This is a genomic window from Klebsiella sp. 10-1 (assembly GCF_009758445.1).
Taxonomy (GTDB): domain Bacteria; phylum Pseudomonadota; class Gammaproteobacteria; order Enterobacterales; family Enterobacteriaceae; genus Klebsiella; species Klebsiella scottii.
On sequence record NZ_WQRE01000002.1, the window covers coordinates 403,588 to 419,191 of the forward strand.

A 15,604-nucleotide genomic window follows, 5' to 3' on the forward strand; every position below is an offset into this window, starting at 1 on the left:
GCATGCAAAACATGTGGTCATTTCTGAGCCGGGAACTCCGCGATGTGCCGGGCCGGGCCAACTATACCCTGCGCCTGACGCTAAGCTGCGCGGTGCTGATCGTCCTGTTTATGACCCTGCAGATCCCCTTTCTGGCCGTCGCGCTGATCGTGGTGTTTTACGTCAGCCAGCCTAACGTGCTGATGATCAAGCTGGTGAGCGTGGTGTTTTTTATCACCGTCAGCGTGGCGCTGGGCAGCGTGCTGCTGATCATCAAATGGACCTATGATTATCCGCTGATCCGCCTGGTGGCCTCGGTATTCCTGTTTTTCGGCGCGATCTACCTGATGCGGGTGCTGGGCAAGCTGGGGATGGCCTTCTTCGTGGTGGCGCTGGTGGTTATCTACGCGCAAACCTTCCCGTCGATGACCAGCCAGAGCGAGGTTCTGGTGCGCCTGCTGCTGTGGCTGTGGGTGGTTATTAATACCGCCATTGTGGTCACGCTGCTGGTTAACGCCTGTTTTCAGCAGGCGTTTCCCGGCTACCAGCTCAAGGCGCGGATCGTCGTGCTGCTGCGCCAGGTTGCGCAGCTCCTCGTTCAGCCGGGGCCGCTGAAAAACCAGCCGACGTTTAAAGAGATCGCCGAAAACTTTGCCCAGCTAAACTCGCTCTATAAGCAGGCCACCCGCTCCAGTCCGGAGATTGCCGCCGACCCGCAGGGGTGGCAATCGCTGATGGCCGCCGCGCTGCATTGCTATCACCTTGCCGCGCTGCTTCAGCCGGGAGATGACCATCCCGCGGAGCGCCAGCAGCTCTCCGCCGCGCTCTCGGCGCTGGCCGGGAACCTGCACCCCGACGCGCTGCCCGCGCAGCCGGAGATCGTCGCCCAGGATACCGCCAACGGCGTGATCCTGCAGGAGATGGCCGCCACCCTGGGCAAGCTGGCCCGCGGCGAAGCGGTTGCGCTACCGGCCGGGGAAGAGGAAAAAGCCCCGCTGCTGCTGCCCGATGCCTGGAGCAATCCGGCCTACCTGCACTTCGCCCTCAAAACGCTGCTGGCGACCCTGCTGTGCTACGTTTTTTATACCGCCGCCGACTGGCAGGGTATTCATACTATTATGCTGAGCTGCGTGATTGTCGCCCAGCCGGGGCTAGGGGCGACCCTGCAGAAGACCTGGCTGCGCATCGGCGGCGCCCTGCTCGCGACCCTGCTGGCGCTGCTGCTGATCGTCTACGTTCAGCCGCATACCGAGTCTATCGTCGGGCTGCTGGGGATGACTCTACCGGTGATGGCGCTGTCGGCCTGGATCGCGGCCGGCTCGGAGCGCATCGCCTACGCCGGGATCCAGATTGGCTTTACCTTTTCGCTGGCCTTCCTCAACTGGTTCGGGCCGCTGGCCAATTTAACCGAGCTGCGCGATCGGGTTATCGGCATCCTGCTCGGGGTGCTGGTCTCTTCGATCGTCCACCTCTACCTGTGGCCGGATAGCGAAGCCGTGCAGCTAAAATCTCGCCTGGCGCGGCTCTACCGGCAGATCGCCGGCTACCTGCGCGCCGGGGATGATGAGGTCAAGCTGGTGCCCCTGTTCCACTCCCTGAACGGTGCCGAAACGCTGATGCATCGGGTGGCGGCCGAGCCGCTCAACGCCTGGGCCCACCCGCATCCGGAGGCCAAAACCTGGCCGGTCAAAGCGACCTGGCTCCAGGCCCAGGAGATCGTGCGCTTAAGCGAAGGCTACCGGCTGTACGCCGCGCCGGGAGATGATTTCCTGCAGCGCAGCGCCGCGCAGCTTCAGGCCTACGCTGATGATATCGAACGCCAGCAGGCCGCGCCGGAGCCGCTCCGCGGGCTTCATCCGGATCGCCACAATCCCTTTGGTCCGCCGCTGGCGACATTACTGACGACATTACCGACGTGGTCGTCCGCACCTTCAGCTATTCCGCGACAGGCAGATAAGTCATGAGAAAAATGGACACCGCAGCACGCTATCTGCGCTACTCACCCCTCGCTTTCCTCCTGCTCGCCGGGTGCGCGCTGATTCAGGACGAGCCCGCGCAGGTCAGGATAGTCAACCCTCAGCAGGCGGAACTCGCGCAGGTGATTCATCTGGCGAACAGCGGCTGGCCGGCGGCCAGATGGTGGGAAGGCTATGACGACGCTCAGCTCAACATGCTGGTGAACCGCGCGCTGCAGAACTCCCCGACCATGCAGGCCGCCCGGCTGCGCATTTCGCAATCGCAGTCAACCGTAGAGCTGGCGCAGTCGGCAATGGGCGTGCAGGCCACCGCGGTGGCGGCGCAAAACCGCCTGCGGGTGACCAATAAGCAGTTCACCTGGCCCTACTCCTACTCTCTGCCGGTCGATAAAAACGGCCCCTGGTACACCCTGAATACGGTGGGCGTCGGCGCGACGCTGAATATCGATTTATGGGGCGCCGACCGCGCCCACGTCGCGGCGGCCATCGGCGAGAAGAACGCGCGCCAGGCGGAAACCGCCGGTATCGAGCTGGATCTCGCCAGCAGCGTGGCGCAGCTGTACTTCGCGATGCAGGCCACCTTCCAGAAAATCGAGCTGCTCAACCAGCTGGAAGAGATTGCCCGCCTGTCGGTGCAGGCGCACGAGCACCGCACCCGCCGGGGCGTGGAGGATAGCGTCGATATCGCCAACGCCCAGGCCGAGCTGCTGGCGGCGCAGCAGCAGACGATTGCCGCCAAAGGCACCCTGACCCAGTATCGCGAAACCCTGCGCGCGCTGATTGGCGCCGACGCGCACAGCATGCCGGAGCTCCACCCGGTTCCGCTGCCGACGCTGCAGGAAACGCTGCCCGACTCGCTCTCCTTCGAGCTGCTGGCCCGCCGCCCGGATCTGCAGGCGCTGCGCGGCTACGTCAGCGCTTCGTTAAGCCAGGTCGATGCGGCGAAGGCGGCGTTTTACCCGCACTTTGATATCAAGGCCTTCTGGGGATATAACGCGCTGAGCGTCGGGGATCTGTTTAAATCGACGTTCCAGCAGATCAACCTGCTGCCCGGCCTCTATCTGCCGATCTTCGACGGCGGCCGCCTGAACGCCAACTTGCGCTCGGTGCGCACCGCCAGCAATATTCTGATTAAGCAGTACAACCAGGCCGTTCTCGACGCCGTTCGCGACGTGGCGATAAGCTCAAGCCAGCTCAACGATCTCAACCAGCAGGCGGCGCTACAGAAGCTGAAGGTGACCGCCGCCCTGGCCACCACCCACAGCGCCAGCGCGCACTATCAGCGCGGGCTGATCAGCTACTACGCCGCCCAGGAAGCGCGTCGGCCGGCCATCGCCCAGCGGCTGATGCTGCTGGATATCCAGGCCCAGCGCCTGAGCACCGACGTGACGCTGATCAAAGCGCTGGGCGGCGACTATCGCAGCCCGCTGGCTGAAATCAGCGCGAAGTAACGCGTCCGGGGCGGCGAACGCAGCCCCGCAGAAGTGACCGCGCGCTTAGTTTAATAGCTGCCACTCTCGCGCCTGATTGACCGCCTGGATGCGGCCGCTGACCTGCAGCTTTTCGTACAGCTGCTTGAGATGCCATTTCACGGTTTCCGCCGAAATCCCCAGCTCCCGCGCCATTCCCTTATTCGAGTAGCCTTCGGCAATCAGGCGCAGGGTTTGCCGTTCCCGCTCGGTTAAGCGTACGGCTACCGGCGCGGAGCGCCCGGCGTTAACCGGGACTCCGGCGGCGGCAAACTGCGCCAAAAGCTGCGTCAGATCGGCGCTGAACTCCGCCCCTGCCGCGCCGCGTTTAGCGATCAGCTGCAGTAACGACGCCAGCGCCGGGCCGCCGTCCAGCAGACTGCGCAGCAGCTTCTGGCGTATTGCCCGCCGCAGCGCGGGAACGCCGACCGCGACGGCCTGATCCTGGGCATTCGCCTGCCACAGGGCCTGCGCCTGCAGCAGCCGCAGGCGCACGGCGAACAGCCACTCCCCGCAGCGCTCCTGGGCGGTCGCCAGCGCATCGAGCCGCTGCGCCGCCGCCATCGGCTCCCCTTGGGCCATCAGCACCCGACTGTGGCTTAAGGCCAGCGAGGCGTGCGCCACATCGCTTTTGCCCGCGTCGCCGGCCAGCGCCTGCAGCCGGGAGAGCAGCGCTTCGGCGGCGGAGGTATCGCCGTCCTGCAGCAGTTGGCTGATTCGCTCGGCCAGCAGCGGAGCCTGCGCCCGCAGCCACCCGCGCTGAACCGCCAGCCCTTCGGCGTGCAGCAGCAGCGACGCCGCGTCCTCCCTGCGGGCGTTGAGTCGCGCCAGCTTCGCCAGCACGATGTAGCAGCGGCTGAAGCCGTCGGGGGGACAAAAATCATCGATCATCTCCAGGCGCAGCGTCAGCAGAGCATCAATGCGCTGCGTCTCCCCCTGCTCCCAGGCGATTTCGGCGAGGATCGGCGCCAGCGTCGCGCCGCTGCTGGAGCGGGCGCCGGTCTGCCGTTCCGCAGCGTGCAGCGCCCGGCTTGCCTGGCGTTCCGCCTCCGCCAGATTGCCCTGGCGCAGGTATCCCTGGGCCATGACGAAGGCCCGGTACACGCCGACGAACAGATTGCGGTTGGCCTCGCGCGCGCCCGATACCCGCTGCTGCACGTCGAGCGCCTGCTGAGGCCGGGAGTTGGCCAGATGACAGTAGCTGAGAATATTGCACACCAGGCCATCGACCCACACGTCGCCGCAGGGCACCTCCCGCAGCAGCGGCTCGACGATGGTAATACTCTGCGGAATATTCTCGGCAAAGGCTTCGCAAATCGCCCGCACCACGCGCAGCTTGACCCACGAGCTGTGGGCTAATCCTTCGCCGCTGGCCGCCGCCAGCGTTTCGAGCGCATCAAGCAGCCGGCGGGCATCCTGAAAGCGAAAGCGGTGCGCCAGCGCCCAGGCGAGGTTAATTTGCAGCTCGATCCGCGAAGGGTCCAGATCCGCCGGCAGATAGCCGAGCCAGCGCACCATCGTGTCGATATCCCCCTCTTCCGCCAGCGACTGCGCCCCCGCTTCCGCATGCCCGGCGCCGCCCTTACCCGCGGCAAGGGCGTGGCGTATCGCCTCCGCCCACAGCTGCTGTCCGGCAAACCAGCTGCCGGCGCGCTCGTGCAGCTGGCGAATATCCTCCTCACCGCCGTGCTGCAGGCGAGAAAGCAGCGCGTCGCGCATCAGCGGATGGTAGCGAAACCACAGCCCGCCCTCGTCGAGGGCGGAAAGAAACAGGTTGCGCTGCGCAATCCATGCCAGCATCGCTTCGCCGTTAGCTTTGCCGGTCACGGCGTCGCACAGCGCCGGATGCAGCCGGTTGAGCACCGACGTTTGCAGAAGGAAGTCGAGCACCTCGGCGGGCAAAGGGGCAAAAATGACTTCGTCAAGATAGCGGGCGATTGAGCGCGATCCGGCGTTCAGCCCGCCTGCAGCCGGATGGGAAGGCGCGCGGCCGCTGGATAAGGTGGCCATTTTCATCCCCGCGACCCAGCCTTCCGTCAGGGCCACCAGCCGGGGGATCTCCTGCTGGCTATATCCCGGCGATAGCGCGGCGGAAAAATAGGCGCTGGCTTCGCCGACGTTAAAGCGCAGCTCGCTATCGTCCACCTCCACCAGCTGATCCTGCATTTGCAGCCGGCTCAGCGCCAGCGTCGGCTGGCAGCGGCTGCCGATAATCAGGTGCAGGGCGGGCGGGGCGTGGTTCAGCAGCCAGCTTAGCCCCGCATGGATCGCCGGGTGGGAGATGTTCTGGTAGTCATCAACAATGAGATACAGCGGGTGCGGGCAGCGGTGGAGCTGGTTAACCAGCTCCGCCAGAAACAGCGTGAAATCGGCCGCAAGGCTGTCATCAGCCTGCTGGAGAAACGCCGGGCTCCACCCTTGCCACAAGGGCGCCAGCGCCGCCTGAAGATAGCGCATAAACAGCGGCGGCGGGCCGTCGTCTTCATCAATGCTCAGCCAGGCGATGGCATCCCCCTGCTGCTGCCGATGATGGTACCACTGGGCCAGCAGGGTCGTTTTGCCGAACCCGGCCGGGGCGCACACCAGCGTCAGCGCGCTGCCGGCGGCGGCATCCAGACGCTGCAGCAGGCGGTCGCGCAGCTGCAGCGAGCCGGGTGAACGAGGCGGCGTAAAGCGGGTGGCGATAAGCGGCAGTTTGCGCGTAAAACCCAAAGGTTGTTCGGGAACAAATTCACTCAGCGAGTCATCCGTTAAGGGCAAAAATTCCATCGTGCCGTTACCTTTTCATCCAGTCCATCCCCCGAGTGTAACTCAAGGAGAGGAGGTTGAACCAAGCCATCGCTGCGATCCCAGGGCGCTGCCCGCCTTTTCGTCGCTGGCCCCCTTATCCCCCCCAGCTGGGGGGTAGGCCACGTTTATCCGCCGCTATACAGTAGTTCCATTCTCTGGCGCTGATGCTCCCCTGGCCCGCTGCGCCCTTCTCGCGCCGGGCCTGCTACGCATCGGGCCGCCATCGTTTATTAATCAGTTCAAGGTGAGTACAGAATGGCTATCGAAAATAAAGTGGCGTTGGTCACCGGCGCGGGTCAGGGCATTGGCCGCGGGATTGCTTTACGTCTGGCTAAAGATGGCGCGTCGCTGATGCTCGTCGACGTCAACCCGGAAGGAATTGCCGCCGTCGCGGCTGAGGTCGAGGCCCTGGGCCGCAAGGCGGCCACGTTCGTGGCGAATATTGCCGACCGCGATCAGGTTTACGCCGCAATTGACGAGGCGGAAAAGCAGCTGGGCGGCTTTGATATTATTGTTAACAACGCCGGTATTGCTCAGGTGCAGGCGCTGGCCGACGTGACCCCGGAAGAGGTCGATCGCATCATGCGCATCAACGTCCAGGGCACGCTGTGGGGCATTCAGGCGGCGGCGAAAAAATTTATCGACCGCCAGCAGAAAGGTAAAATCATCAACGCCTGCTCCATTGCCGGACACGATGGCTTCGCCCTGCTGGGGATCTATTCCGCAACCAAATTTGCCGTACGCGCGCTGACCCAGGCGGCGGCCAAAGAGTATGCCAGCCGCGGCATCACGGTCAACGCCTACTGTCCGGGGATTGTCGGTACCGGCATGTGGACCGAAATCGACAAACGTTTCTCCGAGATTACCGGCACGCCGGTCGGTGAAACCTACAAAAAATACGTGGAAGGCATCGCGCTGGGCCGTGCCGAAACGCCGGACGACGTGGCCAGCCTGGTCTCCTATCTGGCGGGCCCGGACTCTGACTACGTTACCGGTCAGGCGATCCTGATCGATGGCGGCATCGTCTACCGCTAAATCCTGAAGCCGGGCCGCCTTCACCCCGCGGTTCGGCTGACATTGCCCTTCTTCCGCACGCCTTCTGCCGCTTAACTTCTGACTTAACTTCTCGCTTAACTTCACCCGCACGCCTGCCGGCTATGCATCATAGCGCTGGACTTAATTTTATATCGATCATAATATTTTACCCGACATAAAATTATCCTGTCGACATCGACATCAGCCCGACGGAGCAAATACGTGAATACCCCCCAACATACGCAGGGGCTGCGTGAGCAAAAAAAGCGCCTTACGCGTCAGCAGCTCTCCAATACCGCCACCGAACTGTTTATTCAGCACGGTTTTGATAACGTCACCATTGCCGATATTGCCGCCGCGGCCGGCGTCTCGAAAATGACCGTGTTCAACTATTTCCCGCGTAAAGAGGAACTCTATTTCGATCGCATCGACGAAATCCACCAGCTGCTGCAGCAGGCCTTCGATCGGCATCCCGGGCTGGCGCCGGTCGCGGTGTTCTCCGCGCTGGTCCAGGAGCTGATGAGCCAGCAGCATCCGCTGGTCAGAATGGATCGGCGGGTGGCGGCGTTCTGGCAGGGCGTTCACGCCAGCCCGTCGCTGCAGGCCTACGCGCTTGAGCAGTTTGCCCTCCTGACCCAGGCGCTAGGCGCCGTGATCTCGTCGCGCCTTCAGCGGCCCGACCAGGACCCGCTGGCGCAGCTGATCGCCAGCATCGTGCTCAACGGCTGGCGCATTGCCTTTAGCGACGCGCTGCGCCTGCAGCAGGACCAGCCCGCAGACGCCGTTCGCGAGCATTTCCTCGCGCTTCTCGAACGTAGTTTTCATGCCGCCAGCGCCGCCGCGCAGGATACTCCCTATGCGTAGCGCCCCGCGTTGAGCCGACCATGAACAGAACCCTGAGCGTTATTTTTATCACTATCTGGCTCGACGCCGTCGGCATCGGGCTTATTTTCCCGCTGCTGCCGCAGCTGCTTAAAGAGGTGGTTCACACCGCCGATATCTCCCCTTACATCGGCATTCTGGCGGCGCTGTATGCCCTGATGCAGTTTATTTTCGCCCCCCTGCTCGGCGCGCTAAGCGATAATTTCGGCCGCCGCCCGATACTGCTCATTTCACTGGCCGGGGCGGCGCTCAACTATCTGCTGATGGCTTTCTCCAGCCATCTTTGGCCGCTGCTGCTCGGGCGGGCTATCGCCGGCCTCACCAGCGCCAACATTTCGGTGGCGATGGCATGGCTGACGGACGTGACGCCGGCGGAAAAGCGCGCCGGCCGCTTCGGGCTGTTCAACGCCACTTTCGGCGCGGGATTTATTATCGGTCCGGTGCTCGGCGGCGTACTGGGCGATTACGCCCTGCGCCTGCCGTTCCTCGTCGCCGCAGTGCTGAACGGCGCTAACTTCCTGCTGGCGCTGCTGGCCCTGCAGGAGTCGCGCCGGCCGGCGAAGCGCAAAATGGCGCTCGCCGAACTCAATCCCCTCCGGCCTATGCGCTGGCTATTCTCGGCCAAAGGGCTGCTCAGCATCGCGCTGGTGTTCTTTTTCTTAAGCGCCACCGGGGAGGTCTACGGTACCTGCTGGACGCTGTGGGGGCAGGATATGTTTCACTGGAATGGGCTGTGGGTTGGCCTGTCGCTGGGCGCGTTCGGCGTGTGCCAGACGCTGGCGCAGGCCTTTTTGCCCGGCCCGGCAGCCCGCAGGCTCGGCGAGCGCGGGGCTATTCTCTGCGGCATCGCCAGTGCCAGCATAGCGCTGATTATCCTGTCGCTGGCCCACCAGGGCTGGGTTGTCTTTGCGGTGATGCCGCTGATCGCCCTCGGGGGCATCGGCGCGCCCGCCCTGCAGGCGCTGGCAACCCGCCAGGTCAACGCCGATCGGCAGGGGCAGCTGCAGGGCGTACTGGCCTCCACCGTCAGCCTGGCGTCGATCGTCGCGCCGCTGGCCTTTTCGTCGCTCTATTTCGGACTCAGAACATGGTGGCCCGGGGCCATCTGGCTGTCGGTGGTGGTGCTGTACGCGTTTGCCGTGCCGCTCATTTACCGCTGCACGCGCCGGGAGCCGTAGCTCGCAGACGAAAAAAAGCCGGCGCATCAGGCGCCGGCTTGCAGGATCTCGCTTCTTTTACCGTCAGGCGTTCGCCGCCGGCTGCTGTGCGGTTTTGGTCTGGGTATTTTCCAGCATCCGGCGTACCGGAACAATCAGCACGCAGAGTACGGCGGCGCAGATCAGCAGCGCGATCGAGCAGCGGGCGAAGAGGTCCGGCAGCATATCCAGCTGGTCGGCCTTCACGTGCCCGCCAATCAGGCCGGCGGCCAGGTTACCCAGCGCGCTGGCGCAGAACCAGAGCCCCATCATCTGACCACGCATTCTTTCCGGAGCCAACAGCGTCATGGTCGCCAGACCAATCGGGCTCAGGCACAGCTCGCCCAGCGTCAGCATCAGAATACTGCCGACCAGCCACAGCGGCGATACCCCTGCCCCGCCGTTGCTCAGCACGTTTTCAGCGGCCAGCATCATCAGACCGAAGCCGCCGGCGGCGCAGAGAATACCGATAACAAACTTGGTGATGCTGCTCAGACGGACGTTTTTACGCGCCATCGCCGGCCATGCCCAGCTGAATACCGGCGCCAGCAGAATGATAAACAGGGCGTTAATCGACTGGAACCATACCGCCGGAATTTCGAAACTGCCGATGGTGCGATTGGTGTAGTCGTTGGCGAACAGGTTAAACGACGTTGGCTTCTGCTCGAAGGCCGACCAGAAGAAGGCGGCTGAGACCAGCAGGATAAAGCACACCAGCAGGCGAGCGCGCTCTTTGCGGCTCAGGCCGGCAAAGGCGAACAGATAGATAAAGTACAGCGCGACCGACGCCGCAATGACGTACACCAGCGTACTGGCGACCGCCACGGGGTTAATCACGATAATGCCCTGAGCAATCAGGGTAATCACCGCCGCAACCCCAATCGCCAGCGCCAGCAGCCAGGCGCCGACGCCGTTTTTCTTCGCCACCGGACTATTCCAGGTGGAGTCCAGCCCCACTTCACCGTCATAGCGTTTCATGGCCGGAACGGCGAACAGGCGGAAGATAACCAGCGCTACCAGCATCCCGATACCGCCGATGCCAAAGCCCCAGTGCCAGCCGTGGGATTTGATCAGCCAGCCGGAGATCAGCGGGGCAATGAACGAGCCCATATTGATGCCCATATAGAACAGCGAGAATCCGCCGTCGCGGCGCGCGTCGCCCTTCTTATACAGCGTGCCGACCATCACCGAGATACAGGTCTTAAACAGGCCGGAACCGAGCACGATAAACATCAGCCCGATGAAGAACAGGGTGTCGCCCATCCAGGCAGAGAGGGCAATCGACAGATGGCCGAGCGCAATCAGAATCGAGCCATACCAGACGGCCTTCTGCTGACCCAGCCAGTTATCCGCCAGCCAGCCGCCCGGCAGCGCCGCAAGGTACATACTGCCGGCGAAGATACCGACGATCGCCGACGCGTTTTCGCGCGCCAGCCCCATTCCGCCGTCATAGACGGTGGCGGCCATAAACAGGATTAATAGCGGGCGAATGCCGTAAAAAGAGAATCGCTCCCACATTTCGGTAAAAAACAGCGACCCTAGCGGATAGGGATGACCAAAGAAGGTCCGACTTTCGTTTTTATTAACAGAGGAATGCATAACTTCTCCCAATAAGGTGCGCCGAAGCGCCTGTAAATCGCGGAAAGCGCGTTGACCATTTTTTCATTTGGCCAATCATTTACTTAAAATTTAATATTATTTAACCATTTGATAACCGGATAGTGGTTTTGTCTAGCCCCTTACCCAGACTTTTTAGATGAAAAGTCGACAAACGTCTACTTTTATAGATTTTAAGTTTGTCCAGGTGTGAATGCTGTTGACATTGCCATCTCGGGGATTTTTATAATTTTATTGTTTATAAACATAAAGTTAATGAATATCCATTCAGCAAAGATGGATAGCCAGCGGCGGCGGAATAACGTGATTAAAAGTAGGGTAAATACGCGGTTGGCAGAGTCTGTGTCGGGAAAGGCTGATAAATACGGCTATTGATTTGGCGCCGGTCGTCGGGCGCCAGCGGCCCCCCGCCGCTAAGCAGGGGGCCAGACGCCTATGCGGCGTCCTGTAAAATAAACATCCCGTACGGATGAATCTGCAGGAAGTAGCTATCCCCGACGTCAGGCTGCAGGCGGGTGGCGTTGATTTGCAGCAAAATCTGCTGGCCGTGCCACTCAACGATCGCCTCATACTGCGGCCCCATATAGGCCACGTGCCGGATGACGCAGCGCTGGCTCTCGCTCCCCTGCTGGCTGAGGGTAATCGCCTCCGGGCGGACGCCAACGGTGCCGCTTCCGCTGGCGGTAAAATGCGGCGGACGCGGCAGACGGTAGCCGTGGATCTCCACGCAATCGGCGCTGAAGCTGGCCGGGAACAGGTTCGCGTCGCCCATAAAGCTGGCCATAAAGCGCGAAGCGGGCTGACGGTACAGCGCCTGCGGCGAGCCAATCTGCATGATGCTGCCTTTGTTCATCACCAGCACCGTATCGGAGACCGCAAAGGCCTCGCTCTGATCGTGAGTGACGTACAGCGAAGTAATATTGAACTGCCTTTGCAGCTCGCGGATCTTATCCCGCATGCTGCGGCGCAGGTTGGCGTCAAGGTTGCTCAGCGGCTCGTCGAACAGCAGCACCTTCGGCTTGAGGATCAGCGCCCGGGCCAGCGCCACGCGCTGCTGCTGCCCGCCGGAGATCTGATCGACAAAGCGATCCTCATAGCCCTCCAGGTCGACCATCGCCAGCGCCTCCTTCACCCGCGCTTTTGTCTCGCTGCGCGATACGCCGAGCATCTTCAGGCCGTAGCCGACGTTTTCCCCCAGCGACATATGAGGGAACAGCGCGTAGGACTGGAACACCATGCAGATATCGCGCTGCTGGATGGAGCGGTGGGTAACGTCTTCGCCATCGATAAAAATCTGCCCGCTGGTGGGCTTTTCCAGCCCGGCCACCAGCCGCAGCACCGTGGTTTTCCCGCAGCCGGACGGGCCGAGCAGCGTCACCATCTGCCCCTGCGGAATGGCAAGATTAATGGTTTCGATAACGGTGTTATCGCCAAAGCGCTTGCCGACGTTGCGCAGCTCAACGAAATGTTTTTGAGTCATAGAATTACGCCTGATTTTTGGCTTTTGAGCGGGAGATTCGCGCCTCGCCGATCAGCCAGTCAAAGAGGAAAATAATCGCCAGCATCACGACTATCAGAATGGAGCCGTAGGCGATCGCCACGCCATATTCGCCGTCTTCTACCCGGTTGAGAATGTAGGCCGTTGCCACCCGGGTATCCGGCGTGACGAGGAAAACAATCGCGCTGACGGTGGTAATGGCGCGGACGAAGCTGTAGATCAGCGCCGACAAAGTGGCCGGCCGCAGCAGCGGCAGCAGGATATGGGTAATGGTGCGTAGGCTCCCGGCGCGCAGGCTGAGCGAGGCCTCATCCAGCGATTTATCGATCTGGCCCAGGCCGGCAATGCCCGCCCGAATGCCGACCGGCACGTTGCGCATCACCATCGACATAATCACAATCGCCGCCGTACCGGTGAGATAAACCGGCGCGCTGTTGAAGGCCAGGATGTACGACACCCCCGCCACGGTGCCGGGAACCGCGAAGCACAGCATGGTGGTAAATTCGATGGTCTTTTTGCCCTTGAACTGCTGGCGCACGACGACCCAGGCGATCAGCAGGCCAAAACCTGCGGTGATGGGCGCCGCAATCCCGGCGTACAGCAGGGTATCAAGCAGCGAAGGCCACGCGCCGTCGCTCATCCCCTGGCCAAACAGCTTAATAAAGTTATCCAGCGTCAGGGTATAGTCCACGCCCCAGTTGACGGTGAAGCTGCCGTAGAAAATGCTGCCGTAGAGCAGGGCGTTGAAGGCAATCCAGATCGCCAGCAGGGCCACCACGCCCCGCACCAGCATCGCCGGCAGCGGCTGCACGTCGCCGCGGTAGGACTTGCCGGAAACGGTCACGTAGGAGCGCTTGCCAATCCACATATACTGCACGCAGAACACCAGCAGCGAGAACAGCAGCAGGAATGCGCCGAGGGTGCTGGCGGCCTGATAATCCAGCTGCGAGCCGGTAATGTAGAAGTAGATCTGCGTCGCCAGCACGTCGAAGTTGCCGCCCAGCACCAGCGGGTTGCTGAAGTCGGCCAGCGACTGCACGATAACAATCAGGAAGGCGTTCGCCAGCGCCGGTTTGAGCAGCGGGACGAATACGCCGTTAAAGGTTTGCCAGCGGCTGGCGCGCAGGGTATACGACGCCTCCTCCAGCGAGGGGTGGATGGTCTTGATAGCGCCGTCGAGGATCATAAACGCCATCGGGGTAAAGGCCAGCACCTGCGCCAGCCAGATGCCGGTAAAACCGTACAGCCAGTTGGTGTTGGTCAGCCCGAACCAGGTCACCATAAATTCGGTCACGTAGCCGGAGCGCCCCATCATCAGCGTAACGCCAAGCCCCACCACGAACGGCGGAGTGACGATCGGCAGAATCGAGAAGATGCGCCCGATGATCGCGCTGCGCTTCGCGATGCGGGTGGTGTAAATCGCCAGCACCAGACCGAAGAAGGTGCAGCCGATCCCGACGGCAATCGACAGCAGGATCGAGTTGATAATGACCTGTACGATATGAGCCTGGGAGAGGACGCTGAGGAACGCCAGCGGCGCGAACTCCCCGGCCGCATTGGTGAACATCGGGATAAAAATGGCGATGCTCGGCCAGACGATAAAAATGCCGATCAGCGCGATGATGGTAATCAGCGAGCCAATCACAAAGCGGTCGCCGCCCAGCCATTCGAGGCGCGTCAGCGCCAGGGTCATGATCGCGCCCAGCGCCACGAACAGCACGATGGCGGCGTAGCCTAAACCCCGGCCCTCTACGCTGGCGCTGATGACGATAAAGGCCATGCACAGCAGCGCCCAGCCGGCGTCAAAATAGTGGCGGGCCCGCTGCTCGCGGCGCGCTTCGCTAAGCGGGCGGACCAGCAGCAGGCTCGGGAGCAGATACCATAGCCAGCTAACGTTGACCTGCGACCAGCCGTAGGCGGCGAGGATCTCATCGCGCGTCGACTCCAGCAGGCCGTAATCCAGGCTCCAGCCCGGCAGCAGGGCAAACGCCAGCCAGCCGAGTAAAACCCACAGGAATACCGCATCCCGTTTTTTCGCGGGATGAAGAGCTAATGTGTGTGACATAAGTTTTCCGGGTGTTGTTGGCCCGACGCGGACGCCGGGCGATAACCACTTGTCGCGGGCTTATTGACCCATCTTCACGTCGGCGACCCATTTGTTAATGAGCGCTTTGCGGACTTCCGTTGAGCCGTACTTATCCATGTCATAGCTGATAAGCTTGAGGTCATCGAGCTTCAGCGAGTTTGGCGAGGTTTCCGCCGTGGTGTTGGTGAGGATTTGATAAGATTTGCCCTTCTTCCACGCCAGCTCCTGGGCATCCTTCGACAGCACCCAGTCAACGAACAGCTTCGCGTTCTCCGCGTTGCGCGCGCCCTTCAGAATGCTGACGCCGCCAATCTCGTAGCCGGTTCCCTCGCACGGGGAGATCAGCTCCAGCGGCGCGCCCTGCTCTTTTTCCAGCGAGTAGTCGTGAAGGAAGCCGATGCCGATCGCCGTTTCGCCGCGCGCGGCGTTACGCGCCGGGGCGATGCCGGATTTGGTGTACTGGGAAACGTTGGCGTTGAGCTGTTTCAGATAATCAAACGCCTGGTCTTCACCCCACAGCTGGACGAAGGTCGCCAGCGCGGTGTAGGCGGTGCCTGAACTCTGCGGATCGGCAATCTGGATCTCGCCTTTGTATTCCGCTTTGGTCAGATCTTTCCAGCATTTTGGCACCGGCAGATTCTTCTCTTTCAGCCGCTGCGTGTTGACGCCGAAGCCGAGGATCCCGACGTAAACCGCCGAGGAGAGGTTGCCTTTCACCTTCGCCGGATCGCGGAATTTCTCCATGATCTGCGCCAGATTTGGCGACGGGTAGGCCTGCAGGAGCCCCATTTCACCGGCCTGCGACTGCGGGTCCAGCGTTCCGCCGTACCAGACGTCGGCCTGCGGGTTTTTCTTCTCCGCATCCACCTTCGCCAGGGTACTGCCGGAGCCGTTGCGGATAAATGAGGTTTTAACATCGTACTTTTCGCCGAACGCTTTGGTTTCGACTTCGCACATTTCGTTGGTGGCGCTGCAGTAGACCACCAGGCGGCCTTTAGCCTGCGCCGCGCCGGTAAGGGCGGCGAGCGCGAGCCCGGAAGCAATGAGGGTAGAGAGAAGCGTTATTTTCATTATTC

The 15,604-nt window shown here is 62.0% G+C and carries 10 protein-coding genes; 5 read left to right on the plus strand and 5 right to left on the minus strand.

Annotated features, from left to right (window positions below):
• The first annotated feature begins 2 nt into the window (after positions 1-2).
• Both GO007_RS09965 and GO007_RS09970 read left to right on the plus strand, forming a co-directional pair.
• Complete coding sequence (locus GO007_RS09965; protein WP_095099116.1) at positions 3-1,943, plus strand: FUSC family protein; 1,941 nt, start codon at positions 3-5, stop codon at positions 1,941-1,943.
• Positions 1,940-3,406: an MdtP family multidrug efflux transporter outer membrane subunit gene (locus GO007_RS09970; protein ID WP_095099119.1), complete on the plus strand. Its 1,467-nt coding sequence runs from the start codon at positions 1,940-1,942 to the stop codon at positions 3,404-3,406. Before GO007_RS09965 ends, GO007_RS09970 begins: the two co-directional genes overlap by 4 nt.
• Before the next feature lie 45 nt (positions 3,407-3,451).
• Here the strand turns inward: GO007_RS09970 and GO007_RS09975 are convergent, their stop codons facing one another.
• Complete coding sequence (locus tag GO007_RS09975; protein WP_095099122.1) at positions 3,452-6,193, minus strand: LuxR C-terminal-related transcriptional regulator; 2,742 nt, start codon at positions 6,191-6,193, stop codon at positions 3,452-3,454.
• 276 nt (positions 6,194-6,469) lie between these two features.
• On the opposite strand from GO007_RS09975, the gene GO007_RS09980 reads away from it, so the two are divergent.
• The 3 genes from GO007_RS09980 (at position 6,470) to GO007_RS09990 (ending at position 9,309) form a co-directional block, all read left to right on the plus strand.
• Positions 6,470-7,249 carry an acetoin reductase gene (locus GO007_RS09980; RefSeq protein ID WP_041147129.1) on the plus strand — a complete coding sequence of 260 codons (780 nt, stop codon included), beginning with the start codon at positions 6,470-6,472 and terminating at the stop codon, positions 7,247-7,249.
• 222 nt (positions 7,250-7,471) lie between these two features.
• Entirely contained in the window at positions 7,472-8,113 is a 642-nt protein-coding gene (locus GO007_RS09985; RefSeq protein ID WP_095099125.1) for a TetR/AcrR family transcriptional regulator, read from the plus strand.
• Between the two features lie 20 nt (positions 8,114-8,133).
• The gene (locus GO007_RS09990; RefSeq protein ID WP_095099128.1) at positions 8,134-9,309 is read left to right on the plus strand and encodes a TCR/Tet family MFS transporter; all 1,176 of its coding nucleotides are present in this window, start codon (positions 8,134-8,136) and stop codon (positions 9,307-9,309) included.
• Between the two features lie 63 nt (positions 9,310-9,372).
• Here the strand turns inward: GO007_RS09990 and GO007_RS09995 are convergent, their stop codons facing one another.
• The 4 genes from GO007_RS09995 to GO007_RS10010 form a co-directional block, all read right to left on the minus strand.
• A complete protein-coding gene (locus tag GO007_RS09995) occupies positions 9,373-10,926 on the minus strand; it encodes a peptide MFS transporter (protein ID WP_095099131.1) in 1,554 nt (517 codons plus the stop codon).
• Positions 10,927-11,377: 451 nt separating this feature from the next.
• On the minus strand, positions 11,378-12,424 hold the full coding sequence (fbpC, locus tag GO007_RS10000; protein WP_095099133.1) for a ferric ABC transporter ATP-binding protein: 1,047 nt from the start codon (positions 12,422-12,424) through the stop codon (positions 11,378-11,380).
• Between the two features lie 4 nt (positions 12,425-12,428).
• The gene (locus GO007_RS10005) at positions 12,429-14,507 is read right to left on the minus strand and encodes an ABC transporter permease (RefSeq protein ID WP_095099136.1); all 2,079 of its coding nucleotides are present in this window, start codon (positions 14,505-14,507) and stop codon (positions 12,429-12,431) included.
• A 60-nt stretch (positions 14,508-14,567) separates the two neighbouring features.
• Positions 14,568-15,599 (minus strand): ABC transporter substrate-binding protein, encoded by a 1,032-nt coding sequence (locus tag GO007_RS10010; protein WP_095099139.1) that lies wholly within the window; start codon positions 15,597-15,599, stop codon positions 14,568-14,570.
• Positions 15,600-15,604: the final 5 nt, after the last annotated feature.

Excerpts from the sequence above, each read along its gene's own strand:
- GO007_RS09965 (WP_095099116.1), top strand. The coding sequence starts at position 3 with ATGCAAAACATGTGGTCATTTCTGAGCCGGGAACTCCGCGATGTGCCG.
- GO007_RS09970 (WP_095099119.1), top strand. The coding sequence starts at position 1,940 with ATGAGAAAAATGGACACCGCAGCACGCTATCTGCGCTACTCACCCCTC.
- GO007_RS09975 (WP_095099122.1), bottom strand. The coding sequence starts at position 6,193 with ATGGAATTTTTGCCCTTAACGGATGACTCGCTGAGTGAATTTGTTCCC.
- GO007_RS09980 (WP_041147129.1), top strand. The coding sequence starts at position 6,470 with ATGGCTATCGAAAATAAAGTGGCGTTGGTCACCGGCGCGGGTCAGGGC.
- GO007_RS09990 (WP_095099128.1), top strand. The coding sequence starts at position 8,134 with ATGAACAGAACCCTGAGCGTTATTTTTATCACTATCTGGCTCGACGCC.
- GO007_RS09995 (WP_095099131.1), bottom strand. The coding sequence starts at position 10,926 with ATGCATTCCTCTGTTAATAAAAACGAAAGTCGGACCTTCTTTGGTCAT.
- fbpC (WP_095099133.1), bottom strand. The coding sequence starts at position 12,424 with ATGACTCAAAAACATTTCGTTGAGCTGCGCAACGTCGGCAAGCGCTTT.
- GO007_RS10005 (WP_095099136.1), bottom strand. The coding sequence starts at position 14,507 with ATGTCACACACATTAGCTCTTCATCCCGCGAAAAAACGGGATGCGGTA.
- GO007_RS10010 (WP_095099139.1), bottom strand. The coding sequence starts at position 15,599 with ATGAAAATAACGCTTCTCTCTACCCTCATTGCTTCCGGGCTCGCGCTC.